This window comes from Pseudomonas sp. 2822-15 (assembly GCF_002742515.1).
GTDB classification, from domain to species: Bacteria; Pseudomonadota; Gammaproteobacteria; order Pseudomonadales; family Pseudomonadaceae; genus Aquipseudomonas; species Aquipseudomonas salomonii.
Genome location: NZ_LJRY01000256.1, coordinates 96647 through 116586 on the forward strand (window position 1 = coordinate 96647; position 19940 = coordinate 116586).

Sequence of the window (19940 nt, forward strand, 5' to 3'; positions counted from 1 at the left end):
TCAGTCAGTGGATGGGCTGGCACCGCCATCGCAGGCAAGCCAGCTCCCACATGAAGCGGACGCAGAGCGTCCAAAGCGGCATTCCCACGCAGAGCGTGGGAACGATCAGCCCCGGTTCTGCGGGGCTTTTTGTTTAAAGCGTGGAACGCACTCGCCACAGTTCGGGGAACAACACCGTGTCGAGCATCTTGCGCAGGTAACCCACACCTTCCGTGCCACCGGTGCCGGGCTGGAAGCCGATGATGCGCTCCACCGTGGTCACATGTCGAAAGCGCCACTGGCGGAATGAGTCTTCCAGGTCGATGAACTTCTCGGCCAACTGATACAAATCCCAATACCGGCTCGGGTCGCGGTACACCTCGCGCCACGCCGCCTCCACCGACTCATCGTGAACCGTGGCCGCCGTCGGGTCGCGTTCGGCGCGTTTGGGGTCAATCGCCAACCCGGCTTTAACCATCAGATTGATCGCCTCGTCATACAACGACGGCGTGGCAATCGCCACTTTCAACTCGTTCAGCAACTCCGGGCGATGCGCATGCGGGCGTAACAGCGCTGCGCTTTTATTGCCGAGAATAAATTCGATCTCGCGGTACTGGAACGACTGAAACCCCGACGACTGCCCCAGAAACGGGCGAATCGCCTTGTATTCCGACGGCGTCATGGTCGCCAGCACGGCCCAGGCGTGCACCAGTTGGTCGAAGATCCGCGACACCCTTGCCAGCATCTTGAAGGCCGGCGGCAACTCGCCCAGGCGCACGTGTTCGCGGGCGGCCTTGAGTTCGTGGAGCATCAGTTTCATCCACAGCTCCGAGGTCTGGTGCTGGATGATAAAGAGCATTTCGTTGTGGTCCGGCGACAGCGGGTGCTGGGCACTGAGAACTTTGCCCAGGTCCAGGTAATCGCCGTAGCTCATGGACTCGGAAAAATTCAGCTCGGCGTTATGCCATTCTTCCGGCGGCTGGTAATCAGGTGAGAAGGGACACTGGCTCATCGCGTGGGCTCCTTGAGCGGGCGCAGAATGGCACGGACAGGGCTGGCGTCCAGGTTGGCAAAACGCAGCGGCAGCGCGATCAACTCATAGTCGCCCTCCGGTACATCATCGAGCACGATGCCTTCGAGAATCGCCATGCCATGGCGGGCCACGGCGTTGTGCGAATCCATGGTCTTGGACTGTTGCGGGTCCAGGGACGGTGTGTCGATACCGATCAGGCGCACGCCCAGGCTGGCGAACAGCTCAATGGTTTGCGGGGCGATGGCGGTGAAATTCGAGTCCCATTCGGTCAGCGGCGCTTGTGGATAAGTGCGCAGCAGCACGCGCTCAGGCAAGTTATCCACACGCCCTTGCAATTGATGGGGCTGCACCAGCGCACCGCTGCCCAGGCAATGCAGCACCCGGCATGGCCCCATGTACACATCCAGCGACACCTCACCGATCGGCGCGCCGTCGGCGCTGTAATGCAGCGGCGCATCCACATGGGCGCCGGTGTGCGGCGAAAATGTCACGCGCCCTACATTCACCGGGCACTCCGGGCCAAACTGCCATACGCGCGCTTCCTGGAACGGCGTATCGCCCGGCCAGGTCGGCGTCGCCGTACTCAAGGGCGGGCTGATATCCCACCACGTTTTTATTGGGTTCATTGCAAGGCTCTCACTCGTTCCTGGGTGAATGATACGAGGGCCAGCCGTGCATTTTCTTGCGAATTCCAGCGTAAGGCGGGAAATATTTCGCAGTTACTGCGAGGAAACAGCAGTTTACCGCACAAACCTATCACTCAAGAGTTCCTCCATTCCCTGTGGGAGCCGGGCTTGCCCGCGGTGACGGCGGCACAGCTTGCATCTCCAGCACCTGACACTCCGCTATCGCGGGCAAGCCCGGCTCCCACAGGGGTTTGCGGCGCCTGGTGAATCACGACGCACCTGCGCTTCTGGGCATCCCGATGTCGAGTTCAGACCACTGGCCCAACGCCCCAGGCCTTAGGGTGGACGCTTCCATTCCCTGCCTCGGAGCCGTCATGTCCAAGCCCATCACCGTACTGCGCGACACCCACCCGCTACCTGTCCTGGATGCCTGCAAATGGGAAAAGCTCGAGGGCGACCCGCACACCGTCAACCTCAACGCCTACACCAGCGAAGACGGCAGCAAAATCATGGGCACCTGGATCTGCACGCCGGGCAAGTGGTACGTGGAATACGTGAAGTGGGAATACTGCCATTTCCAGGAAGGCTACTGCGTGATCACCCCCGAAGGCATGGCGCCGATTCACCTGCGTGCTGGGGATATCTTTGTGGTGGAACCCGGCATGAAAGGCACGTGGGAAGTGGTCGAGACCGTGCGTAAGTATTTTGTGTTTGCGTAAGTCACATCAGACAACCCCTGGCTGACTTCAGCTTAGTCCTAGCGTGAGTCCGAACCCCTTAAAGCACCCTGCGATGAGTCCTCTCTCTCACGCAGGCTGCCTAAGTGAACGTTCTGACCAAAATATGCACGCTGAATATCTGCATTTTTCTCGCACCCTCTGCCTTTGCTGACTTCATCAACGACAGCACCGGCAAGCTGGAACTGAAAAACTTTTACTTCAACCGCGATTATCGCGAGCCCAATGCCGCACAGTCCAAGCGCGAGGAATGGGCACAAGGCTTCGCGTTGCACATTGAGTCCGGGTTTACCGATGGCACCGTAGGCATGGGGGTAGATGTCCTCGCCATGGCGGGCTTTAAGCTCGATTCGAGTGCAGACCGAACCCGCTCCGGCTTATTGCCGGTGCGCCAATCCGGCAAAGCCGAAGACAGCTATGGCGAAGCTGCCTTTACGGCAAAATTCAGGGCCTCCCAAACGACGCTGAAAGTGGGTGCGCTGGCCCCACCGACGCTTCCGATACTGGAAAAAAACGTTGGCCGCCTGCAGCCGCAGCTTTTCAGGGGCGCACACCTGCGCTCCCAGGAACTCAAAGACCTGACGCTGGACGTGGGCAGAATTACCCACGTCAACCAGGTCGACTCAACCCACTATGAAGCGTTAGCGGTCGCCACCGGCGCACGCAGGAATATCGTGGTGCGTGGGAAGAATCAATCCAATGCATTCGACTTTGCAGGCGGTAGTTACGCCGTCAACAAACGACTCACCGTCAGCTACTACTACAGCACGCTGGACAACCTCTACACCCAGCACGCGGGCAGCCTTCAACATACCTATCCGGTCGCCGAGAACCAAAGCCTGAAAAGTGAATTGCGTTACACGCGCTCTCTCGATAACGGCCACACCAACATCGACAACACCGCAGTGGGTGCGATGCTGACCTACTCATGGGGGGCGCATAAATTGGGTGGGGCCTACCAAACCATGTCAGGCAACACAGGCTACGCCGCTGTAAGAGGAAGCTATCCCACACTGGTGAATTTTCTGCAGTACAGCGACTTCGCCAATAAGGATGAAAAGTCCTGGCAAGTGCGCTACGACTTCGACTTCAGCGCGCTGGGCGCTCCCGGCCTTTCCATGTTCACGCGCTATGCATCGGGCAGCAACGTCGACCGAGGGCCTGGCCGTTCGCAAGGGCGTGAGTGGGAGCGGGATATCGATGTGAGCTATGCCTTCCAGAATCCGACCCTGAAAAACGTCAAAGTCCGCTTACGCAACGCAATGCTGCGCTCCAACTTTGAAAGCGATATAGACGAAACACGCTTGATCGTCAGCTACGAAAAGCCACTGTGGTAACCGGCAAAAACCCGAAAGCCCGCCCGACGCGGGCGCTCGGAAACACCCCTACTTGGGTTTGCGATAGCTGTTGATGATGGCCGAGAAGTCTAGGCCGCCTTCCCCACGCTGACTCATCGATTGATACAACTGCTGGGCCACGGCGCCTAGGATTACCGGTTGCTTGGCCTGGCGCGCGGCTTCGGTGGCCAGGCCCAGGTCTTTGAGCATCAGGTCGGCGCCGAAACCACCGGTATACCCACGGGACGACGGCGCGGTTTCAATCACGCCCGGCCATGGGTTGTAGGTGTCGGAACTCCAGCAGCGCCCGGTGGAGCTGTTGATAATCCCCGCCAGCACCTGGGTGTCGATACCCAGCGCATCGCCCAGGGCCATGGCCTCGCTGACGCCGACCATGCTGATGCCGAGCAATAGGTTGTTGCAGATCTTGGCGATCTGGCCGGTGCCGACGTCGCCGCAATGCACGATATTGCGGCCCATCTGCGCCAATACTGGTTGCAGGGTGGCAAACAGTTCGGGCGTGGCGCCAACCATGAAGGTCAGCGTCCCTGCGCTAGCACCGCCGGTGCCGCCAGAGACTGGCGCATCAGCTATCACCACACCTTGCTTGGCCGCCGTAGCGGCAACCTCGCGGATGGTTTGCGGGTCGATGGTGCTGCAATCCACCGCAGGCACGCCTTTGCCGATGCCAGCAAGCACGCCATCTTCATTCAGCCACACGCTGCGCACATGGGCAGCGGCCGGCAGCATGGTAATCACCAGCTCCGCGCCACTGGCCGCATCACGCGGCGAGTCGCTGATGGCGCCGCCCAGTTCGGCCAACTCCTTGAGCACTGTCTGGTTCAAATCAAACAGGTTAAGCGCATGGCCAGCCTTGATCAGGTTGCGGGCCATGGGCGCGCCCATGTTGCCCAAGCCGATAAATGCAATCTTCATGATCGTCTCCCGGAATCAGCGCAGGTTGATGGTGGTGTTGACGCCATCGTTGACCGTGTCATCGTCGAACCAGCGGCTGGTGACGGTTTTGGTCTGGGTGTAGAACTGCACCACTTGCTTGCCATACGGGCCAAGGTCGCCGAGCTTGGAGCCACGCGAGCCGGTGAAGCTGAAGAACGGCACTGGCACCGGAATCGGGATGTTGATGCCGACCTGGCCTACATCGATTTCGCTCTGGAACTTACGCGCCGCCGCACCGCTTTGGGTGAACAGGCCGGTGCCGTTGCCGAACGGGTTGGCGTTGACCAGGGCGATGGCTTCATCCAGCGTGGCGACTTCCAGCACCACCAGCACCGGGCCGAAGATTTCCTGGGTGTAGATCTGCATATCAGTGGTCACGCCCGAGAACAGGGTCGGGCCGACGAAGTTGCCTTGTTCGAAGCCTGGCACCTTGATGTCGCGGCCATCCAGCTCCAGCTTGGCGCCTTCTTTCACGCCGCTTTCGATCAGTTCCAGGATGCGGGCTTTGGCGCGTTTGGAGATCACCGGGCCGACATCCGTGCCCGCTTCGCTGCCGGCATTGACCTTGAGTTTTTGCGCCAGCGCTTTCAGGTCAGGCAGCCATTGCTTGGCCGCGCCCACCAGCACCACCACCGAGGTGGCCATGCAACGCTGGCCCGCCGCGCCGAAACCCGCACCGACCAGGGCATTCAGCGTGTGTTCGCGGTTAGCATCCGGCAGCACCACGGCGTGGTTCTTGGCGCCCATCATCGACTGCACACGCTTGCCGTGTTTGCCGGCCAGGTCGTACACGTGGGTGCCGACGGCGGTCGAGCCGACGAAGGAAACCGCCTTGATATCTTTATGGGTACACAGCGCATCCACCACATCCTTGCCGCCGTGCACCACGTTGAGCACGCCGGCCGGCACACCGGCTTCCAGCGCCAGCTCTACCAGCAACATAGTCGACAGCGGGTCTTGCTCAGAGGGCTTGAGGACGAAGGTGTTACCGCAGGCAATCGCCATCGGGAACATCCACAGTGGAATCATTGCCGGGAAGTTGAACGGCGTGATGCCTGCACACACGCCGATGGGCTGACGCAGGGTGTAGGTGTCGACGCCACCGGCGACGTTTTCAGCGAACTCGCCCATCTGCAAGGTGCCGATGGAGCACGCGTGCTCGACCACTTCCAGGCCACGGAAAATATCGCCTTCGGCGTCCGCAATGGTCTTACCCTGCTCGGCGCTGAGGACTACGGCGATGCGCTTGGAATGCTCGCGGATCAAGGCCTGCAGCTTGAGCATGATGCGCATGCGTGCACCGATCGGCGTGAGCTTCCAGGTTTGAAAAGCTTGATGGGCAGCGTCGATGGCGGCGTTGACTTCATCGGCGGTGGCGAAAGGGACTTTGGCCAGCACCTCTTGGGTGGCCGGATTGACGATGTCTTGCCAGTGGGTGGTCTTGGACTCGACCCATTCACCCTTGATCAACAACTTGACCTGTTGCACGGAAATATCGGCAGAAGCGTTCATGTGGTCTCCAAATCTTATAGTTGTGCAGAGAACCAAGGCGTTGAATCGCCTTGAAGAATGAGGCGTTCGGACTGTTTTTGGAGTATAGATGTGCAAATCTCTAATAAGAACGCACATAAAAGCCGGTCCAATATGCAAAAAAACATCACGTCGCTGGGCTCCCTGAACTGGGATGACCTGAAGTTTTTCCTCGAAGTGGCCCGCACCCGCAAGGCCAGCGTCGCCGCCAAGCGCCTGGCGGTGGACTACACCACCGTGTCGCGGCGCATCAGCTCACTGGAAGTGTCGCTCGGCACACTGCTGTTCGAAAAATCCCGGACCAACGGCTTCGTGCTCACCACCGAAGGCCAGCGTTTGCTGGGGTATGCGGAGTCCATCGAAAGCACGCTGCACATGGCCTGCGAACAGGTTTCCGGCTCCGGCGTGGCGCTGTCCGGGCATGTGCGCATGGGCTGCACCGAAGGTTTCGGCAGCTTCTTCGTGACGCCGCAGCTCAGCCATTTTGTCGACACTTACCCGGCAATCTCGGTAGATATCCTGCCCCTGCCCCACTTCATCAGCCTCTCCAAGCGCGAAGCCGACATTGTGATCGCCCTGGAGCGCCCGGAACACGGGCCGTATGTGTGCTGCAAACTGTGCGACTACAAACTGCAGCTGTACGCGACCCAGGGCTACCTCGACCAACACCCGCCGATCCGCAAACCGGCGGATTTGGCCGAGCATCCGTTTATCAGCTATGTGGATGATCTGGCGTTCAGCTCGGAGCTGTTGTACCTGGCCAATGTGGTGCCCGGCGCCAGCGCGAGCTTGCGCAGTACCAGCGTGATCGCGCAGTACGTGGCGGCGCAGCAGGGCCGGTCGATGGCGATATTGCCGTGCTTCCTGGCGGCGCAGGACCCACGGTTGTTGCCGGTGCTGGGCGAGCAGATTGCGATTACGCGGCAGTTTTGGATGTATTGCCGGGAGGATTTGCGGAAGCTGAAGCGGATTACGTTGTTGTGGGATTACATCAGGGAAGTGACGGAGCAGAACGCGGGGTTGTTGATGGGGGAAACGCGGGAGATGAGGTTCGCGGATTAAAGCGCCATCAGCGACGATTCGCTTTAATTTGCAGGACGTTTCCTAGAGACTATCCGCCCTATTGCGCCTTAGGGTTCGAGTCACTAGCCTCCGTACTTCGCTGACATCAGCGAACGGGTTTAGCGACCCGAACCCGGACACAGCCCCCAACGGCAGGAGCTTTATGCTCGTCGTTCTCGTGTTATGGCGGCTGTGCGTGGGAGACCTTCGGGTCTGCCGGGTCCTGGGTCCGGTTCGCTAACCTGCGTACAGCTGCCACCCTTTCATGTTTAGCGACATGAGTGGGTGGTTCCTAAAACTCCCAGGTATAGATCATGACTAAAATCGTCCCCGATCCACCCCTTTCCTCCATCACCACCCTCGGCGTCGTCACCTTCGGCGACTACGGCGAAAACCAAAAACCGCTGTTCCGCGTCAACTCCGGCATGCCCATCGAGCAAGCCCTGGAACACGCCTCCACCCTGCTGTTCTACTCCAAGAAACTCGCCATGGAAGCCGCCATGGATGTACGCGGCGAGCAATACGCCTGGGCCGCACACTACCTGTGTGAGATGGGCAAAGCCGTGGTGGATGACCTGACGCAAGCGATGACGCCAACGAGCTAAACGCTAGATCGCAGATCGTTCCCACGCTCTGCGTGGGAATGCCGCCCTGGACGTTCTGCGTCTGCTTTTGAAGTCGTGACGCCGAGCGTCACAGGATGCATTCCCACGCGGAGCGTGGGAATGATCGGTGAAGCGGTGGGCCAGTCAATGACCCGTTGGCTGAATGACCTCAATCGATCGTTCCCACGCTCTGCGTGGGAATGCCGCCCTGGACGCTCTGCGTCCGCTTTTGAGGTGTGTGCTTAGTCAGCGATCACGACGATCGACACGCGCCGGTTCTCGGTGCGACCTGCCACGGTGGTATTCGACGCCACCGGCTCGCTGCTGCCCAGGCCGCGTAGTTGGATGTTTTCTTCTTTCATGCCCACGCCGGTCAGCACCTTGCCCACGCTTTTGGCGCGGCGCAGTGACAGTTGCTGGTTGTAGGTTTCTTTGCCCGAGGCGTCGGTGTGGCCGTCGACGCGCACGCGTTCGATGCCGGCGCCCGTCAGGGCTTTGCCGATGCGCTCGACGATGTCGGTGCTGGCTTTGTTGAGGCTTTCCACATCGCTGCCGAACAGCACTTTGCCCGACAGGCCGAACGCCCAACCCTCATCTGTCAGTTCAAAGCCCTGTTGTTTGAGGACCGCGATTTGCGCCGGGCTCAGGCCTTTGGGTGGCGGCGTCTGGCAGCCGCCGAGGGCCAGGAAGGCCACCAGCAAAGTGATAAACAGAACACGCGTTTTAGAGAACAAGGGATCAACTCCTGTGTTGAACATTGGCAGCGGTAGGCTCCGCCTCCGCCGTTTGCTGGCTGCCTTGGGACAGCCGCTTGGCTTGGTACATGGCCGCGTCGGCGGCATTGAGCAAGGTGCCGGGAGTGGCGCCATGATCGGGGTAGATGGCGATGCCGATACTGAGGGAGGTCAACACCTGTTCGTTGCCGGGCAATGGGATCGGCTTGTCCATGCTGGCAATGATCTTGTCGGCGATGCGCTGGGCATCCTCGGCCTTGTGCAGCGGCGCCAGCAGGATCGCGAATTCATCACCGCCCAGGCGCGCCACCAGGTCATCCTCACGCAGTTGCGCGCGCACGCGCTCGGCGACGGCGACCAGCACGGCATCGCCGGCGGCGTGGCCGAAGTTGTCGTTTATGTCTTTGAAGCGGTCGCTGTCGAGGAACAGCACCGCCACCTTCTCATTGACCTTGGCGGCGCTGCGCAGCGCACGGATCATGCGGCCCTCGAAAAACGCGCGATTGGGCAAGCCGGTGAGGCTGTCGTGGCTGGCCTGGTGCGCGAGGGTTTCATTTTCACTTTGCAGGTGGCTTTGCCAGGCTTCCATCTCGCCGAGCAGGGCGTTGAAGTCGCTGCCGAGGCTGTCGAGTTCGGCGATCTGCGCCGGTGGCACACGCCGGTCGAAATCGCGCTCGCTGCGGGCGGCGTGGGCCACGGCGGCGAGGCTTTGCAGCGGTTGGGTGATGCCCTGCAACAAACGCCGCGCCAGGTACAACGCGACCCAGGCGCTGAGCGCGGTACAGATCAGAATTCCGGCCAGGCCGCTGAGCAAAAAGCGCAGCAGGCTGCCACCATGGCCGACCAAGTGAATGCTGCCGACGGGTTTGCCTTGGTGCAGGATCGGCTGGCTGATGGGCTGTTCGAGCAGGGTGTGCGCCACCGCCAGTTCAACCCTGGAGAGCATGCCGGTATCGGGCCGTATCCATTGCGCCAGCAGCTTGCCGTTGGCATCGAAGACTTCGGCCTGGGCCACTTCTTCGGTGGAGGCGATCAGGCTCAGGGCCTCGGTGGCGGCGGCACTGTCGTCGAACACCACTGCCGCCTCAACGGTGTAGTTGATGGAGCGCGCAATCAGGTGCAGGTTGTGTTCGGCATACACGCGCAGCGCCAGTACGCCGAGCAGGGTCAGCGACACACTGGCCAGGGTCACGGCCACCAGTGCCAGGATCAAATGCCCACGGCCAATGACCGAACGCAAGGTCGGCCGCGCTTTAGCGGTACTCATGGCGCCGGCGCTCGACGGCGGGACAGTTGCAACACGCTGGGGTGAATACGCACGCCACTGCGGGCGACGGAGTCCAGGTTGACCTCGAACGACACTTGCTCATCGCCCACGCGCAGGCAGAACAGGCTGCCCACGGTGCATTGGTCGCCGCCTTCGCTGATGCTGAGCACCGGGTGGCCGATCAATGAGGTGAACAGACGGCTGCGTTCATCGGCGGAGAGTTTGCCGATGTAAATGGCGTCGCAGGCGCTGACGATATTGGGATTATCGGCCAGCAGACGCTGCACCACCACCGGGCGGCCAGTGGCCTGGGTGGTGCCTTTGATCAGGTCGTCGGTGTATTGGGTGGGGCCGACGATGCACAAGCGCAGTTGCGCAGGCTCCACCGGCCAACGGGCATAACTGAGGATGCCGAGTACCACTTGGGTGACGGCCTGGGCGCGGTGATCCGCCAGGCTGGGCGTCTGCGCAAATACGTGCGGGGCGAGCAGGCATAGCACCGCCACCAGTAACATGCGTCTCCAGCTCAAACTGCGCTCTGTGGGCGAGACAGCCACGTTCATGCAGCGATTCTCTCAGCTATTTTACAGGGTGATGCCGCAACGATAGCACAGCGGCGCAAAACCCCACGACTTGGGGGTTTATCAAAGCCTGCTATTTTTTCAGAAAAATCAGGCAACTAAATCAGAAATATTTCATGACCTATCAGTCAGTTTTATCGAGGACGGCATCCAACTCCAGCATCAACCCGCTCAGGCGTTTGACCTTGCGCCGCACCGCCTCCTCAAACACCCCGCCTCGCGGTTCGATCAAACTGAACCAGCGTTTGGCGCGGGTGATGCCGGTGTAGATCAGCTCTTTGGTCAGTACCGGGTTCAGCGCATCCGGCAGGATCAGCGCCGTGTGGGTGAATTCCGAGCCCTGGGATTTGTGCACAGTCATGGCGTACACGGTTTCCACATCATTCAGACGGCTGGGCAGTACAAAACGCACGCCGCCCTGGCCATCGTTGCGTGGGAAAGCCACACGCAGCACCTGTGGGCCGCCGTCACTTTCGGGCAGCTTGAGGGCGATGCCGATGTCGCCGTTCATCAAGCCCAGGCCGTAGTCGTTGCGGGTCATCAGCACCGGTCGGCCTTCGTACCATTGGTCATCGCCTTCGATCAGCCGCACTTTGCGCAAGGCTGCGGTAATGCGCTGGTTTAAACCTTCCACGCCCCACGGGCCCTTGCGCACGGCGCAGAGCAGCTGGAAGGCGTCAAAGGCTTGCAACAGTTGTTGCGCCCAGTGAGTCCAGGCGGCGTCTTCACGTGGGGTGTCGAGGGCCGGGCGCGCGCTGTGCAGCAGATTCAGGTAATAGCGATAACCCTGGGCATCGTCGCCCTGCCCGTCCAGCACCAGGCGCTCAAGGGCGTGATCATGTTCGCCCTTGAGGCTTAAGCAGAACAGGTCGCTGTGGCTGCGCGCAGCAAGCAGTTTGCGCGCCTCTTCGGCATTTTGCTGGTTGACCCAGCGCGCCAGTTGGCCGATGCCGCTACCTTCGCCGAAGCGTCGCGAGTAGCGCAGCATGACCACTTGCTGGGCGAGCGGATGACTGCCCTCGAGGTCTTCCTGCAGGCCGCTGGCGCTGAGGTCTTCGCCGCTGACCGCTTGCAGCCATTGGCGCGTGTCGGGGCTGTACCAGCCGGCTTCGGCATCACGGCACAAGTCGCCGAGCACGGCGCCGGCTTCTACCGAGGCGAGTTGGTCTTTGTCCCCGAGCAATACCAGGCGTGCGTGGGCCGGCAAGGCGTCGAGCAGGTTGGCCATCATTTCCAGGTCGATCATCGAGGCTTCGTCCACCACCAGCACGTCCAATGGCAACGGGTTGCCGAGGTGATGGCGAAAATGTCGCGTGCCGGGGCGGCTGCCGAGCAGGCGGTGAACCGTGGTGACCTGGGTGGGGATTTTTTCCCGCACGCTGTGCGGCACATTCAGCGACAACACTTGCTGGCTGATGGATTCGGTGAGGCGCGCGGCGGCTTTGCCGGTGGGCGCGGCGAGGCGAATGCGCAATGGGCTGTTGGCCTCTACGGCCGGGGCTTGCAGCAGCGCGAGCAAGCGCACTACGGTGGTGGTTTTGCCGGTGCCGGGGCCGCCGGTGACGATGCTGAAGGCCCCGCGTGTGGCCAGGGCGCAGGCGAGTTTTTGCCAGTCGATCACGCCGTCCGGTGGCGCTTGATCGAACAAGGTGTTCAGGCGTTGCCGCAAATCAGTGGCGACGGTTTCCTGGGTGGCCAGGCGCAGGCGCAACGCCGTGTCGATGCGCCGTTCGTAGGTCCAATAGCGGCGCAAATACAGGCGTTTGCCGGACAACACCAGCGGGCGGCTTTGAGCCGATTCACTGCCATCCGCAGCCAGCGCGACCAAGTGGCTGGCGGCCAGCGCATGGCACCAGTGGGCGCCATCAAGGCCGTCGAGCAATTGCGAGGGCAGCAGCATGGCGCCGGTTTGCAGGTCGCCTTCGGGGGGCAATGACAGGGCAAAGTCTGGCGCTTTAAGGGTTTCGAACAGGTCCAGGCAGACGTGGCCATGACCCAGTTGGTGGCTGGTCAATGCGGCGGCCAGCAATACCAGCGGGTCGGCCTGCGGGTCGAGTTCGTGGAGGAAGCCGACGAAGGCTTTGTCCAATGCGCGCAGCCAGCCACGGTCGACCCAGCGTTCCAACAACTGCACCAGGTCGGCAGCGCGGCTGAGCGGCAGCAGGTCCTCAAGCGGTAATGGCAACAGGCTCATAGCAGCACTCCTTGTTCCCAGGCGGGCTCAACCTTGGGCGGTATGGGTTTGCCCTGGAACAACAGGTCCAAGCCTTCGATCAGCTCCCGTGGCGGCCGGGTAAAATACGCGCCTTGGCTGATGGCCTGGGTGCCACGCAGGAACAGGTACAGCGCGCCGCCGACATGGCGGTCGTAGTCGTAATCCGGCAGGCGTGCCTTCAGTTGGCGGTGCAGGGCCAGCAGGTAAAGTACGTATTGCAGGTCGTACCGGTGCTCGAGGATCGACTGTTCCATGGCGTCCTGCGTGTAGGCCGAATCGTCAGGGCCGAGCCAGTTGGATTTGTAGTCGGCCACGTAATAACGGCCGTCGTGTTCGAACGTCAGGTCGATAAAGCCCTTGAACATACCGTTGAGCAGCACCGGTTCGGCGGCTACTCGGGACACGCCTTTATGGGTGTACTGGCACACCAGCTTGTCGAGGGCCAGCACGTCGACTTTGTGGCTGGCGAACCAGAACTCCATTTCGATCTGGTAGTGCTGCAGGCTGCTGAGGGCGACTAGATCGTTATCTACCGGCAGCGGCGTCTGCAGCAAATGGCCGAGCCAGCCGCTTAGGGTGACGATCCAGCCTTCCCAATTGCGCCGATTACAGCGGGCGCCCACGGCTTTTTCGATGGCCTCGGGCGTCACGTTGAAGCCTTCCTCGCCCGCCCACTCCAACAGGCCATGGAGAAAGGTGCCGGGGTTAGGGCCACGTGGGAAACGGTGAATGTCGCCGCCAGACGCTGCCACTTCACGCGGTGCGTCGGGGTCGAGGCGTTCATCGTCGAACAGCTTCTGGGCTTGTGGGCTTTCTGGCGCTTCAAGGGTTGCGGCGCTCAAGCTGTCGCCAATTCTCAAAGCGCTGTAGGAAGCGATCCACCAGTTTTCAGCGGCCTTGCGCTTGGGCAGTAGCGGTGCCAGCAAGGTGGCCTCGTTGCGCGGCGGGTGGAACAGGCTGTCTTGCGCGTCGGGCACGTGGGTGTAGTGGATGGCGGCGCAGCCCTCTTGCAAGTCCAGCAGCCAGCGCGCCAGGCCGGCGGATTCGCCCAACGAGGCACCGGCACCGAGCAGATAACCCAGCGCAGACAGGTGCAAGACCGAGCTGCTGTTATTGCCCCGTTTGAGGTCGGCAATGCCCAACCAGCACGCGTGTTTGGCACGCGTGAGGGCGACGTAGAACAAACGCAGGTCTTCGGCCAGGCGCTCGTCGTCGGCCTGGGCAATCAGCTCGGCGGTGGGCCGCAGGCTGACCTGGGATTTGCCCTGTTCGTCGTGGTAATGCAGCGGCAAGCGGCTGCCATCCACCGGCTTGGCCGAGCAGATAAACGGCAGGAAGACCAAGTCATATTCCAGGCCCTTGGACTTGTGGATGGTCACCACCTTGACCAATTGTTCGTCGCTTTCCAGGCGCAGAATCTGTTCCTCACCGGCCTGGCCCGACAGTGCCAGGTGTTCTGCCAGGTGGCGAATCAATGCCTGCTCGCCGTCCAGCTCTGACGCGGCCTGTTGCAGCAGTTCGCTCAGGTGCAACAGGTTGGTCAGTACGCGTTCGCCGTCACTGCGGGCAATCAGGGTTTGCGGCAGCTTGAAATCATGCAGCAGGCGTCGCAGCATCGGCAGCACACCTTGGGTACGCCAGATCGCGCGATAGCCACGGAACTGCATCACGCGGGTTTCCCACGCCAGTTCGTCCTGGTTCAGACGCTCCAGTTCCGCCAGTGATAGGTTCAGGGTGACGCAAGCCAGGGCGGCGCGCAGTGGGCGCTCGACGTCCGGTTCGGCGCAGGCCTTGAGCCAGGCCAGCAGGTCGTGGGCTTCCTGGGAGGCGAACACAGAATCCTTGTCAGACAGATAAACGCTACGTACACCCCGGGCGGCCAGTTCGGCGCGCACGGCTTGGGCTTCCTTACCGTCGCGCACCAGAATGGCGATGTCTGACGGGAGTACGCCTTTTAAGCTGCCATCCGGTTGTAGGAAACCTGCGCTGCTCTGCTGCGCGCCATTGAGCAATTCAACAATTTGTGTGGCACAGGCGGCCGCCAGTTGTTGGCGATAGACCGCGTTGGAAATCGGCTGGTCGGTGGGCAGGTGCCAGAGGTTCATCGCCGGCAGGGTTTGGCCATCGACCTGCAACTGCTCTTTGCGGCCTTGGGACAGCACTGAGTGGAACGGCACCGGGTTGTCGCCATTCGGTTCACGGAACAGGAACGCACCACGGCCGGTTTCGGCACGCTGGAACACATGGTTGACCGCCTCGACCATCGCGTGGCTGGAACGGAAGTTGGTGCCCAGGGTGTGATGGCGGCCGGTGGTGGACTGACGGGCGCGCAAGTAGGTGTAGATGTCGGCGCCACGGAACGCGTAGATCGCCTGCTTGGGGTCGCCGATCAGGAACAGGCCACTGTCGAGGTGGTTTTCTTCGATGCGGTAGATGCTGTCGAAGATGCTGTATTGCACCGGGTCGGTGTCCTGGAATTCGTCGATCAGGGCGACCGGGAACTGCTCACGGATCACACTGGCCAAGCGCTCGCCGCCTTCGGTTTGCAGGGCGGCGTTGAGACGAATGAGCATGTCGTCAAAGCCCATTTCGGCGCGGCGGCGTTTTTCTTCTTCGAAGCGTTTACCGACCCAACCGGCGGCGTGTTGCAACACGGCGGCGTCGGGCGTTGGCAGTGCGTCGAGGCTGGCCTTGAGGCTGGCCATGGCGTCGATGCCAGGGTGACGCGGCGCCTCGCCCTTCCAGGCTTCGGCCATGCCATCGGACGTGAGGCGGGTGAAGCCGGTGCCGATGTCGAGTTGTTCGAGGGTTTCATCAGCGGCCCAGGCGCTGATCTTTTCGAACCAGGGCTCGAAGTAACGCGCCTGCATCTTGCGGCCGTCGACGGCTTTGGCGGCGACGGCTTGCAGGCAGATATCGCGCAGTTCGATGGCCCATTGTTGCCAAGGGGCCTTGAGCGCGACCAGCGCTTGGCGGCGCTCTTGCAAGCAAGCGTTGATCAACTCGGCCGGCTCACGGGTTTCATCGGTGGGCCGCTCGCTGCCGAACAGCGCACGCACGCGTGGCATCAGCGCGGCGGGGCCACTCCAGTTTTTGCGTACCCAGTTGAGTGCGTCGTCGTGCATCGGGTAGCAGAACAGCCGCCAGTAATCGCGCAGCACTTCGCCGAGCAGGTCGCTGTGGTCGGTTTCCAGGGTCTGGGTGAACAGGCTGCCGCTGTCGAACGCGTGTTCGCGCAGCATGCGCTGGCACCAACTGTGGATGGTCGACACTGCGGCTTCGTCCATCCATTGGGCGGCGATGTCCAGGCGGTTGGCGCAGGCGGGCCATTGTTCGGGCAGGTATTGGTCACGCAGGTCGCCAATCAGCGCGTCCGGTTGCTCGATTTCGTCACGAAAAAAACGTGCAGCTTCAGCTAGGCGGATGCGGATGCGTTCGCGCAGCTCTTTGGTGGCGGCGTCGGTGAAGGTCACCACCAGGATTTGCGGTGGCAGCAGTTCGCGGCCAAAGCCGGACTCGTCACCACCGTGGCCAAGCACCAGGCGCAGGTACAGGGCGGAAATGGTGAAGGTCTTGCCGGTGCCGGCGCTGGCTTCAATCAGCTGGCTGCCTTTGAGTGGGAAGGCCAGGGCCAAAGGTTTACCGATCATGCGCCGGCCTCCTCGCTGCTGAGTGATCGCCATGGGGCGTTGATCAAGGGGCGATACAGGGTTTCGGCCCAGCCTTCGAATTCTTCGCTGGCGATGAGCGAGGCGTAATCCGGGAATTGGCGAGTGAGCGCCGGGGTTTCGCGGCGTTCGCCGTCGGTGGTCAGGCCGTCGCCTTCGTAGGCCTTGCTGGCGGCTGCCTGCGCCTTGTCCGGATCGGTTTGGCCGAGCCAGGCGAAGGCGGTTTTCACGGCTACGGGCAGCGGTTTGCGCATGCCGGTGTGCCAGGCCAGTAACAGGTTGCCGAGTATGTCCTGGGCGATGTTTTTTTCCAGCGGGGCCAGCAGCAAGGTGTCGTCACTGGCAACCAGCCCGGTACTCAGCGGCAGGCCGCAGGCGCAGGCCACCACATGATTGACCCACGGGCGGATCAGGCGATGCCACTTGCGGGTCTTGATCGAGCCGATGCTGTTGGGGATGGTGGTGACGCTTAACAATCCGCCATCACTGCGCCGATGCAGGCCACTGATCCAGCCTTCGAGCTCGATGCCTTGATGCTCAAAACTGATCGGTTCGGCAGCGGTTTGTGGCGTAGGCCAGAGCGCCAGTAAGTGTTGATAGCGCTGCAGTAGATCGGGCAATGGCTCGACCAATTCATTACGCAGGCATTCGCCGAAACCGACCATGGGCAGCAGGCCACTGCCTTGCAGGCGCAGGGCTTGGGCATTCAGGGCCTGGTCTATGTGATCGGGCTGGGCCAAGGCTGCATTGAGCAGGCTGTCGCTGAGGCTGTAGCGTTGCAAAGCATCGAGAACGAAAGGTTCTTCATCGGCCAGCGGGACTTCGGCGGCTTCGAAGAACACTTTCAGACGCTGGCTGAAGAAGTGCTTGACGGGGTTGCGCACAAAGTCTTGCAACTGGCCGAGGCTTAGAGGTTCTTCCTGGTGATGCTCTGCCAGTTCGTCTTGCTTGGGTGAGGCTACGGGTGCTTCGTGGAGCAGTTGCCATTCGCGGGCGTAGCTGAACAGCGCATCACCTTCGTGGAAGTAGCGGGCACTGAAGGGTTGGAGTGGGTGCTCCTGGGTCATGGCTTCCAGCAGCGGTTCTTGTGTGTCTGCGTTATGCCAGCCGCTGGCGAGGTGGTCACGCAGCTGGCCGATCAATACCGAGGCCGGGCGGTCGCTGTTGTCGCGGATGCTGCGGCCTACCCAGCTGATATAGAGCTGATCGCGGGCCGACAGCAGCGCCTCGAGCAGCAGGTAGCGGTCGTCTTCGCGGCGTGAACGGTCGCCGGGGCGGTAGTCGCTGCCCATCAGGTCGAAGTCCAGCGGCGGTTGGGCGCGCGGGTAGTCGCCGTCGTTCATGCCGAGCAGGCAGACCAGCTTGAACGGGATGGCGCGCATGGGCATCAGGGTGCAGAAATTGACAGCCCCCGCGAGGAAGCGCTGGGACAGGCGGCCTTGATCGAGGCCGGCGAGCCAGGCTTCGCGGACGACGGTAAGGGGTAACTCGTCCTGCAGGCCGACGGACTCGCAGGTTTCCAGCCAGTCTTCTCGCAACTGTTCGAGTTGGCCAAGCAGATAGTCGTCGTGCTCGCTGCTGGGCAGAAAGAACAGTTGCATCAGGCGTTGCAGGCGCTCGCCCCATTCTTGTGGGCTTGCCGGTTGTGACAAGGCTTGATGGGCGTGGTTTAGCGCATCGAGCAAGGCGACCAGTGGGCCAATCAACGCGGCGTCGAGGCCGCCGATTTCATCGTAGGGTTCGATGCCGTCACAGGCAATTCCGGTGCCCACGGCATAACCCAGCAGCATGCGGCGCAGGCCGAATCGCCAGCTGTTTTGCTCAAGCTCCTTGGGCAGGCCGAGGCCGGCGCGCTGTTCGGCGTTGAGGCCCCAACGGATGCCGGCGCCTTCGATCCAGCGGTGCAGCGTAGGCAGGTCGCGTTCCTTGATGGAAAAACGTTCGCGCAAGGCGGGAACGTCGAGCAGGTCGAGGATTTCGCTGACGGGGAAGCGGCTTTCCGGGAGTTTTAGCAGGTGCTCGACGGCGATCAGCAGTGGATCGCGGCCACGTTGGCCTTGGTCGGTGAGAGTGAACGGGATAAATCGCGGGTCGTTCCGCTCAAGCTGGCCGAAGACCGCGCGGATGTGCGGCGCGTAGCTGTCGACGTCGGGGACCATGACGATGATGTCACGCGGGCGCAGTGCGGGTTCGGCGCTGAACCGCTGGAGCAATTGGTCATGGAGGATCTCCACTTCGCGTTGGGCGCTGTGGGCGATGTGGAAACGGATGGAGCTGTCGTGATTCAGATCGACGCCCGGCCACAGTTCGCGGGTTTCATTGAGTGGGCGCAGTTCGAGGATGTCGTCCTGCAATTGGTTGAGCAACGTGGTGGGTTCGTTGTCGCTGAACAGGTCGATGCGGCCATCACGGAAAGCAGCGCGGTAGCTGTTGGGGTCGTCGTAGCTGTCCAGCAGGCTAATGTAGTCGCGGCCCTGTTTGCCCCAGGCGGCCAGCAAGGGGTGCGCATGCTGGTGCAGGGTTTGCGGGTCGATGGTGACGGGCATGCCGGCTTTGCGCGCCTGACGTTTGTACTCGTTACGCAGCAGGTCTTTGTCGGCAACGATGTCGGACCAGTGGTGGCGGCAAGGGTTGTGTACGCACAGCAAGACTTGGCTGAAGCGTGCCAGGCCGGCGAGCGCTTCCAGCGCTTGGGCGGGCAACGATGAGATGCCGAAAACGATGACTCGGGACGGCAGGCCTTGGGGGGCTTTTTCGAGGGTATTGATCCGCTCGATAAAACGCTGGTGAACACCGGCTCGGCTTTCGGCCATGCCCTCTTCGCCTACATCCAGTAGCAGTGCACGCCAGAGTTCTGCCTGCCAGCAATTCGCCGGGTTCAGGGGCTTTGTTTCGCCTCGGCCGTTGCGCAGTTGGTGGCGACCGGCCGCCCAATCTTCCAGCCAGTCGGCGCGGTAGACCTGGTATTGGTCGAACAAGTCGGCCAAGCGTTCCGCCAGTTGATAGCGTTTGCGCAGGTCGGTGTCGTCGGTGAGAAATCGCTGCAGGGGCTCGAAGTGCGGTTGGCCGATGAGCTCCGGGAGCAGACGCATCAGGCGCCAGGTCAGTGGGGCCTTATCGAGCAAGGATTTGGGCGGGATTTCGTCTTTGCCCAAAACCATGCGATAGAGCTGCCACATAAAGCTGCCGGGGAGTTGCACGTCGATAGCCGCAGCGATGCCGCAGCCACCCATATCATCTTCTTCGGGATCTTCGGCCAAGGCCAGTTTGAGCCATTGGGCAATGCCGTTGCTTTGGACCAGGGCGATTTCGTTTTCCAAAGGAGCCAGGGGATAGCGGCGCATCCAACTGACTACCAGACTGCGCAGTTCGTCCAGGCGGTTGCCGTGAACCACCATGAATCCAGCGCTGAGGGACGTCGCATCCGGCATAACGGCTTCCTTGGGAAAAGCAAAATCGAGGCATGGACTTTAGCATTGAAGGCGGTCACAGACTGCAAGTGAGAAACGCTTGATACGTTGCGTGGCCACACTTTTCGACCGCCCAAAACAAAACCCCTGATTGCGTTAGCAATCAGGGGTTTCGGAATTTAATCTTGACGATGACCTA

14 protein-coding genes are annotated in these 19940 nt (G+C 61.5%); 4 read left to right on the top strand and 10 right to left on the bottom strand.

The window, feature by feature from the left end; all coding sequences use genetic code 11:
* Positions 1-133 precede the first annotated feature (133 nt).
* Both kynA and kynB read right to left on the bottom strand, forming a co-directional pair.
* Positions 134-991, bottom strand: coding sequence for a tryptophan 2,3-dioxygenase (kynA, locus tag AOA59_RS27000; protein WP_017137968.1), 858 nt, complete (start codon positions 989-991; stop codon positions 134-136).
* Positions 988-1638: an arylformamidase gene (kynB, locus tag AOA59_RS27005; RefSeq protein WP_099489678.1), complete on the bottom strand. Its 651-nt coding sequence runs from the start codon at positions 1636-1638 to the stop codon at positions 988-990. Before kynB ends, kynA begins: the two co-directional genes overlap by 4 nt.
* Before the next feature lie 374 nt (positions 1639-2012).
* Between kynB and AOA59_RS27010 the strand changes: the two genes are divergently transcribed.
* Positions 2013-2357: a cupin domain-containing protein gene (locus AOA59_RS27010; protein WP_003194115.1), complete on the top strand. Its 345-nt coding sequence runs from the start codon at positions 2013-2015 to the stop codon at positions 2355-2357.
* A 104-nt stretch (positions 2358-2461) separates the two neighbouring features.
* On the top strand, positions 2462-3712 hold the full coding sequence (locus tag AOA59_RS27015; protein ID WP_099489679.1) for an OprD family porin: 1251 nt from the start codon (positions 2462-2464) through the stop codon (positions 3710-3712).
* A gap of 48 nt (positions 3713-3760) precedes the next feature.
* On the opposite strand, the gene mmsB is transcribed toward AOA59_RS27015, so the two are convergent.
* Both mmsB and AOA59_RS27025 read right to left on the bottom strand, forming a co-directional pair.
* Positions 3761-4648, bottom strand: a complete 888-nt coding sequence (mmsB, locus tag AOA59_RS27020) for a 3-hydroxyisobutyrate dehydrogenase (protein ID WP_099489680.1) — start codon at positions 4646-4648, stop codon at positions 3761-3763.
* Positions 4649-4663: 15 nt separating this feature from the next.
* A complete protein-coding gene (locus AOA59_RS27025; RefSeq protein ID WP_099489681.1) occupies positions 4664-6181 on the bottom strand; it encodes a CoA-acylating methylmalonate-semialdehyde dehydrogenase in 1518 nt (505 codons plus the stop codon).
* Positions 6182-6313: 132 nt separating this feature from the next.
* Between AOA59_RS27025 and AOA59_RS27030 the strand changes: the two genes are divergently transcribed.
* Positions 6314-7261 (top strand): LysR family transcriptional regulator, encoded by a 948-nt coding sequence (locus tag AOA59_RS27030; protein WP_099489682.1) that lies wholly within the window; start codon positions 6314-6316, stop codon positions 7259-7261.
* Between the two features lie 314 nt (positions 7262-7575).
* Positions 7576-7866: a DUF3077 domain-containing protein gene (locus tag AOA59_RS27035; RefSeq protein WP_068931335.1), complete on the top strand. Its 291-nt coding sequence runs from the start codon at positions 7576-7578 to the stop codon at positions 7864-7866.
* A gap of 242 nt (positions 7867-8108) precedes the next feature.
* Here AOA59_RS27035 and AOA59_RS27040 read toward each other — a convergent pair whose 3' ends face one another.
* The 6 genes from AOA59_RS27040 to recC all read right to left on the bottom strand — a co-directional run bounded on the left by AOA59_RS27040 (position 8109) and on the right by recC (position 19762).
* The gene (locus tag AOA59_RS27040; protein WP_065930494.1) at positions 8109-8600 is read right to left on the bottom strand and encodes an OmpA family protein; all 492 of its coding nucleotides are present in this window, start codon (positions 8598-8600) and stop codon (positions 8109-8111) included.
* A 4-nt stretch (positions 8601-8604) separates the two neighbouring features.
* On the bottom strand, positions 8605-9867 hold the full coding sequence (locus AOA59_RS27045) for a diguanylate cyclase domain-containing protein (RefSeq protein WP_099489683.1): 1263 nt from the start codon (positions 9865-9867) through the stop codon (positions 8605-8607).
* Complete coding sequence (locus tag AOA59_RS27050) at positions 9864-10430, bottom strand: YfiR family protein (protein WP_099489684.1); 567 nt, start codon at positions 10428-10430, stop codon at positions 9864-9866. Before AOA59_RS27050 ends, AOA59_RS27045 begins: the two co-directional genes overlap by 4 nt.
* 142 nt (positions 10431-10572) lie before the next feature.
* Entirely contained in the window at positions 10573-12642 is a 2070-nt protein-coding gene (recD, locus tag AOA59_RS27055) for an exodeoxyribonuclease V subunit alpha (RefSeq protein ID WP_099489685.1), read from the bottom strand.
* Positions 12639-16313, bottom strand: a complete 3675-nt coding sequence (recB, locus tag AOA59_RS27060) for an exodeoxyribonuclease V subunit beta (protein WP_099489686.1) — start codon at positions 16311-16313, stop codon at positions 12639-12641. Before recB ends, recD begins: the two co-directional genes overlap by 4 nt.
* Entirely contained in the window at positions 16310-19762 is a 3453-nt protein-coding gene (recC, locus tag AOA59_RS27065; protein WP_099489687.1) for an exodeoxyribonuclease V subunit gamma, read from the bottom strand. The genes recB and recC overlap by 4 nt, the downstream gene beginning before the upstream one ends.
* Positions 19763-19940: the final 178 nt, after the last annotated feature.

What these genes read in the sequence shown, in the direction of transcription:
- kynA (WP_017137968.1), bottom strand. Translation starts at nt 991, where the DNA reads ATGAGCCAGTGTCCCTTCTCACCTGATTACCAGCCGCCGGAAGAATGG.
- kynB (WP_099489678.1), bottom strand. Translation starts at nt 1,638, where the DNA reads ATGAACCCAATAAAAACGTGGTGGGATATCAGCCCGCCCTTGAGTACG.
- AOA59_RS27010 (WP_003194115.1), top strand. Translation starts at nt 2,013, where the DNA reads ATGTCCAAGCCCATCACCGTACTGCGCGACACCCACCCGCTACCTGTC.
- mmsB (WP_099489680.1), bottom strand. Translation starts at nt 4,648, where the DNA reads ATGAAGATTGCATTTATCGGCTTGGGCAACATGGGCGCGCCCATGGCC.
- AOA59_RS27025 (WP_099489681.1), bottom strand. Translation starts at nt 6,181, where the DNA reads ATGAACGCTTCTGCCGATATTTCCGTGCAACAGGTCAAGTTGTTGATC.
- AOA59_RS27030 (WP_099489682.1), top strand. Translation starts at nt 6,314, where the DNA reads ATGCAAAAAAACATCACGTCGCTGGGCTCCCTGAACTGGGATGACCTG.
- AOA59_RS27035 (WP_068931335.1), top strand. Translation starts at nt 7,576, where the DNA reads ATGACTAAAATCGTCCCCGATCCACCCCTTTCCTCCATCACCACCCTC.
- AOA59_RS27045 (WP_099489683.1), bottom strand. Translation starts at nt 9,867, where the DNA reads ATGAGTACCGCTAAAGCGCGGCCGACCTTGCGTTCGGTCATTGGCCGT.
- AOA59_RS27050 (WP_099489684.1), bottom strand. Translation starts at nt 10,430, where the DNA reads ATGAACGTGGCTGTCTCGCCCACAGAGCGCAGTTTGAGCTGGAGACGC.
- recD (WP_099489685.1), bottom strand. Translation starts at nt 12,642, where the DNA reads ATGAGCCTGTTGCCATTACCGCTTGAGGACCTGCTGCCGCTCAGCCGC.
- recB (WP_099489686.1), bottom strand. Translation starts at nt 16,313, where the DNA reads ATGATCGGTAAACCTTTGGCCCTGGCCTTCCCACTCAAAGGCAGCCAG.
- recC (WP_099489687.1), bottom strand. Translation starts at nt 19,762, where the DNA reads ATGCCGGATGCGACGTCCCTCAGCGCTGGATTCATGGTGGTTCACGGC.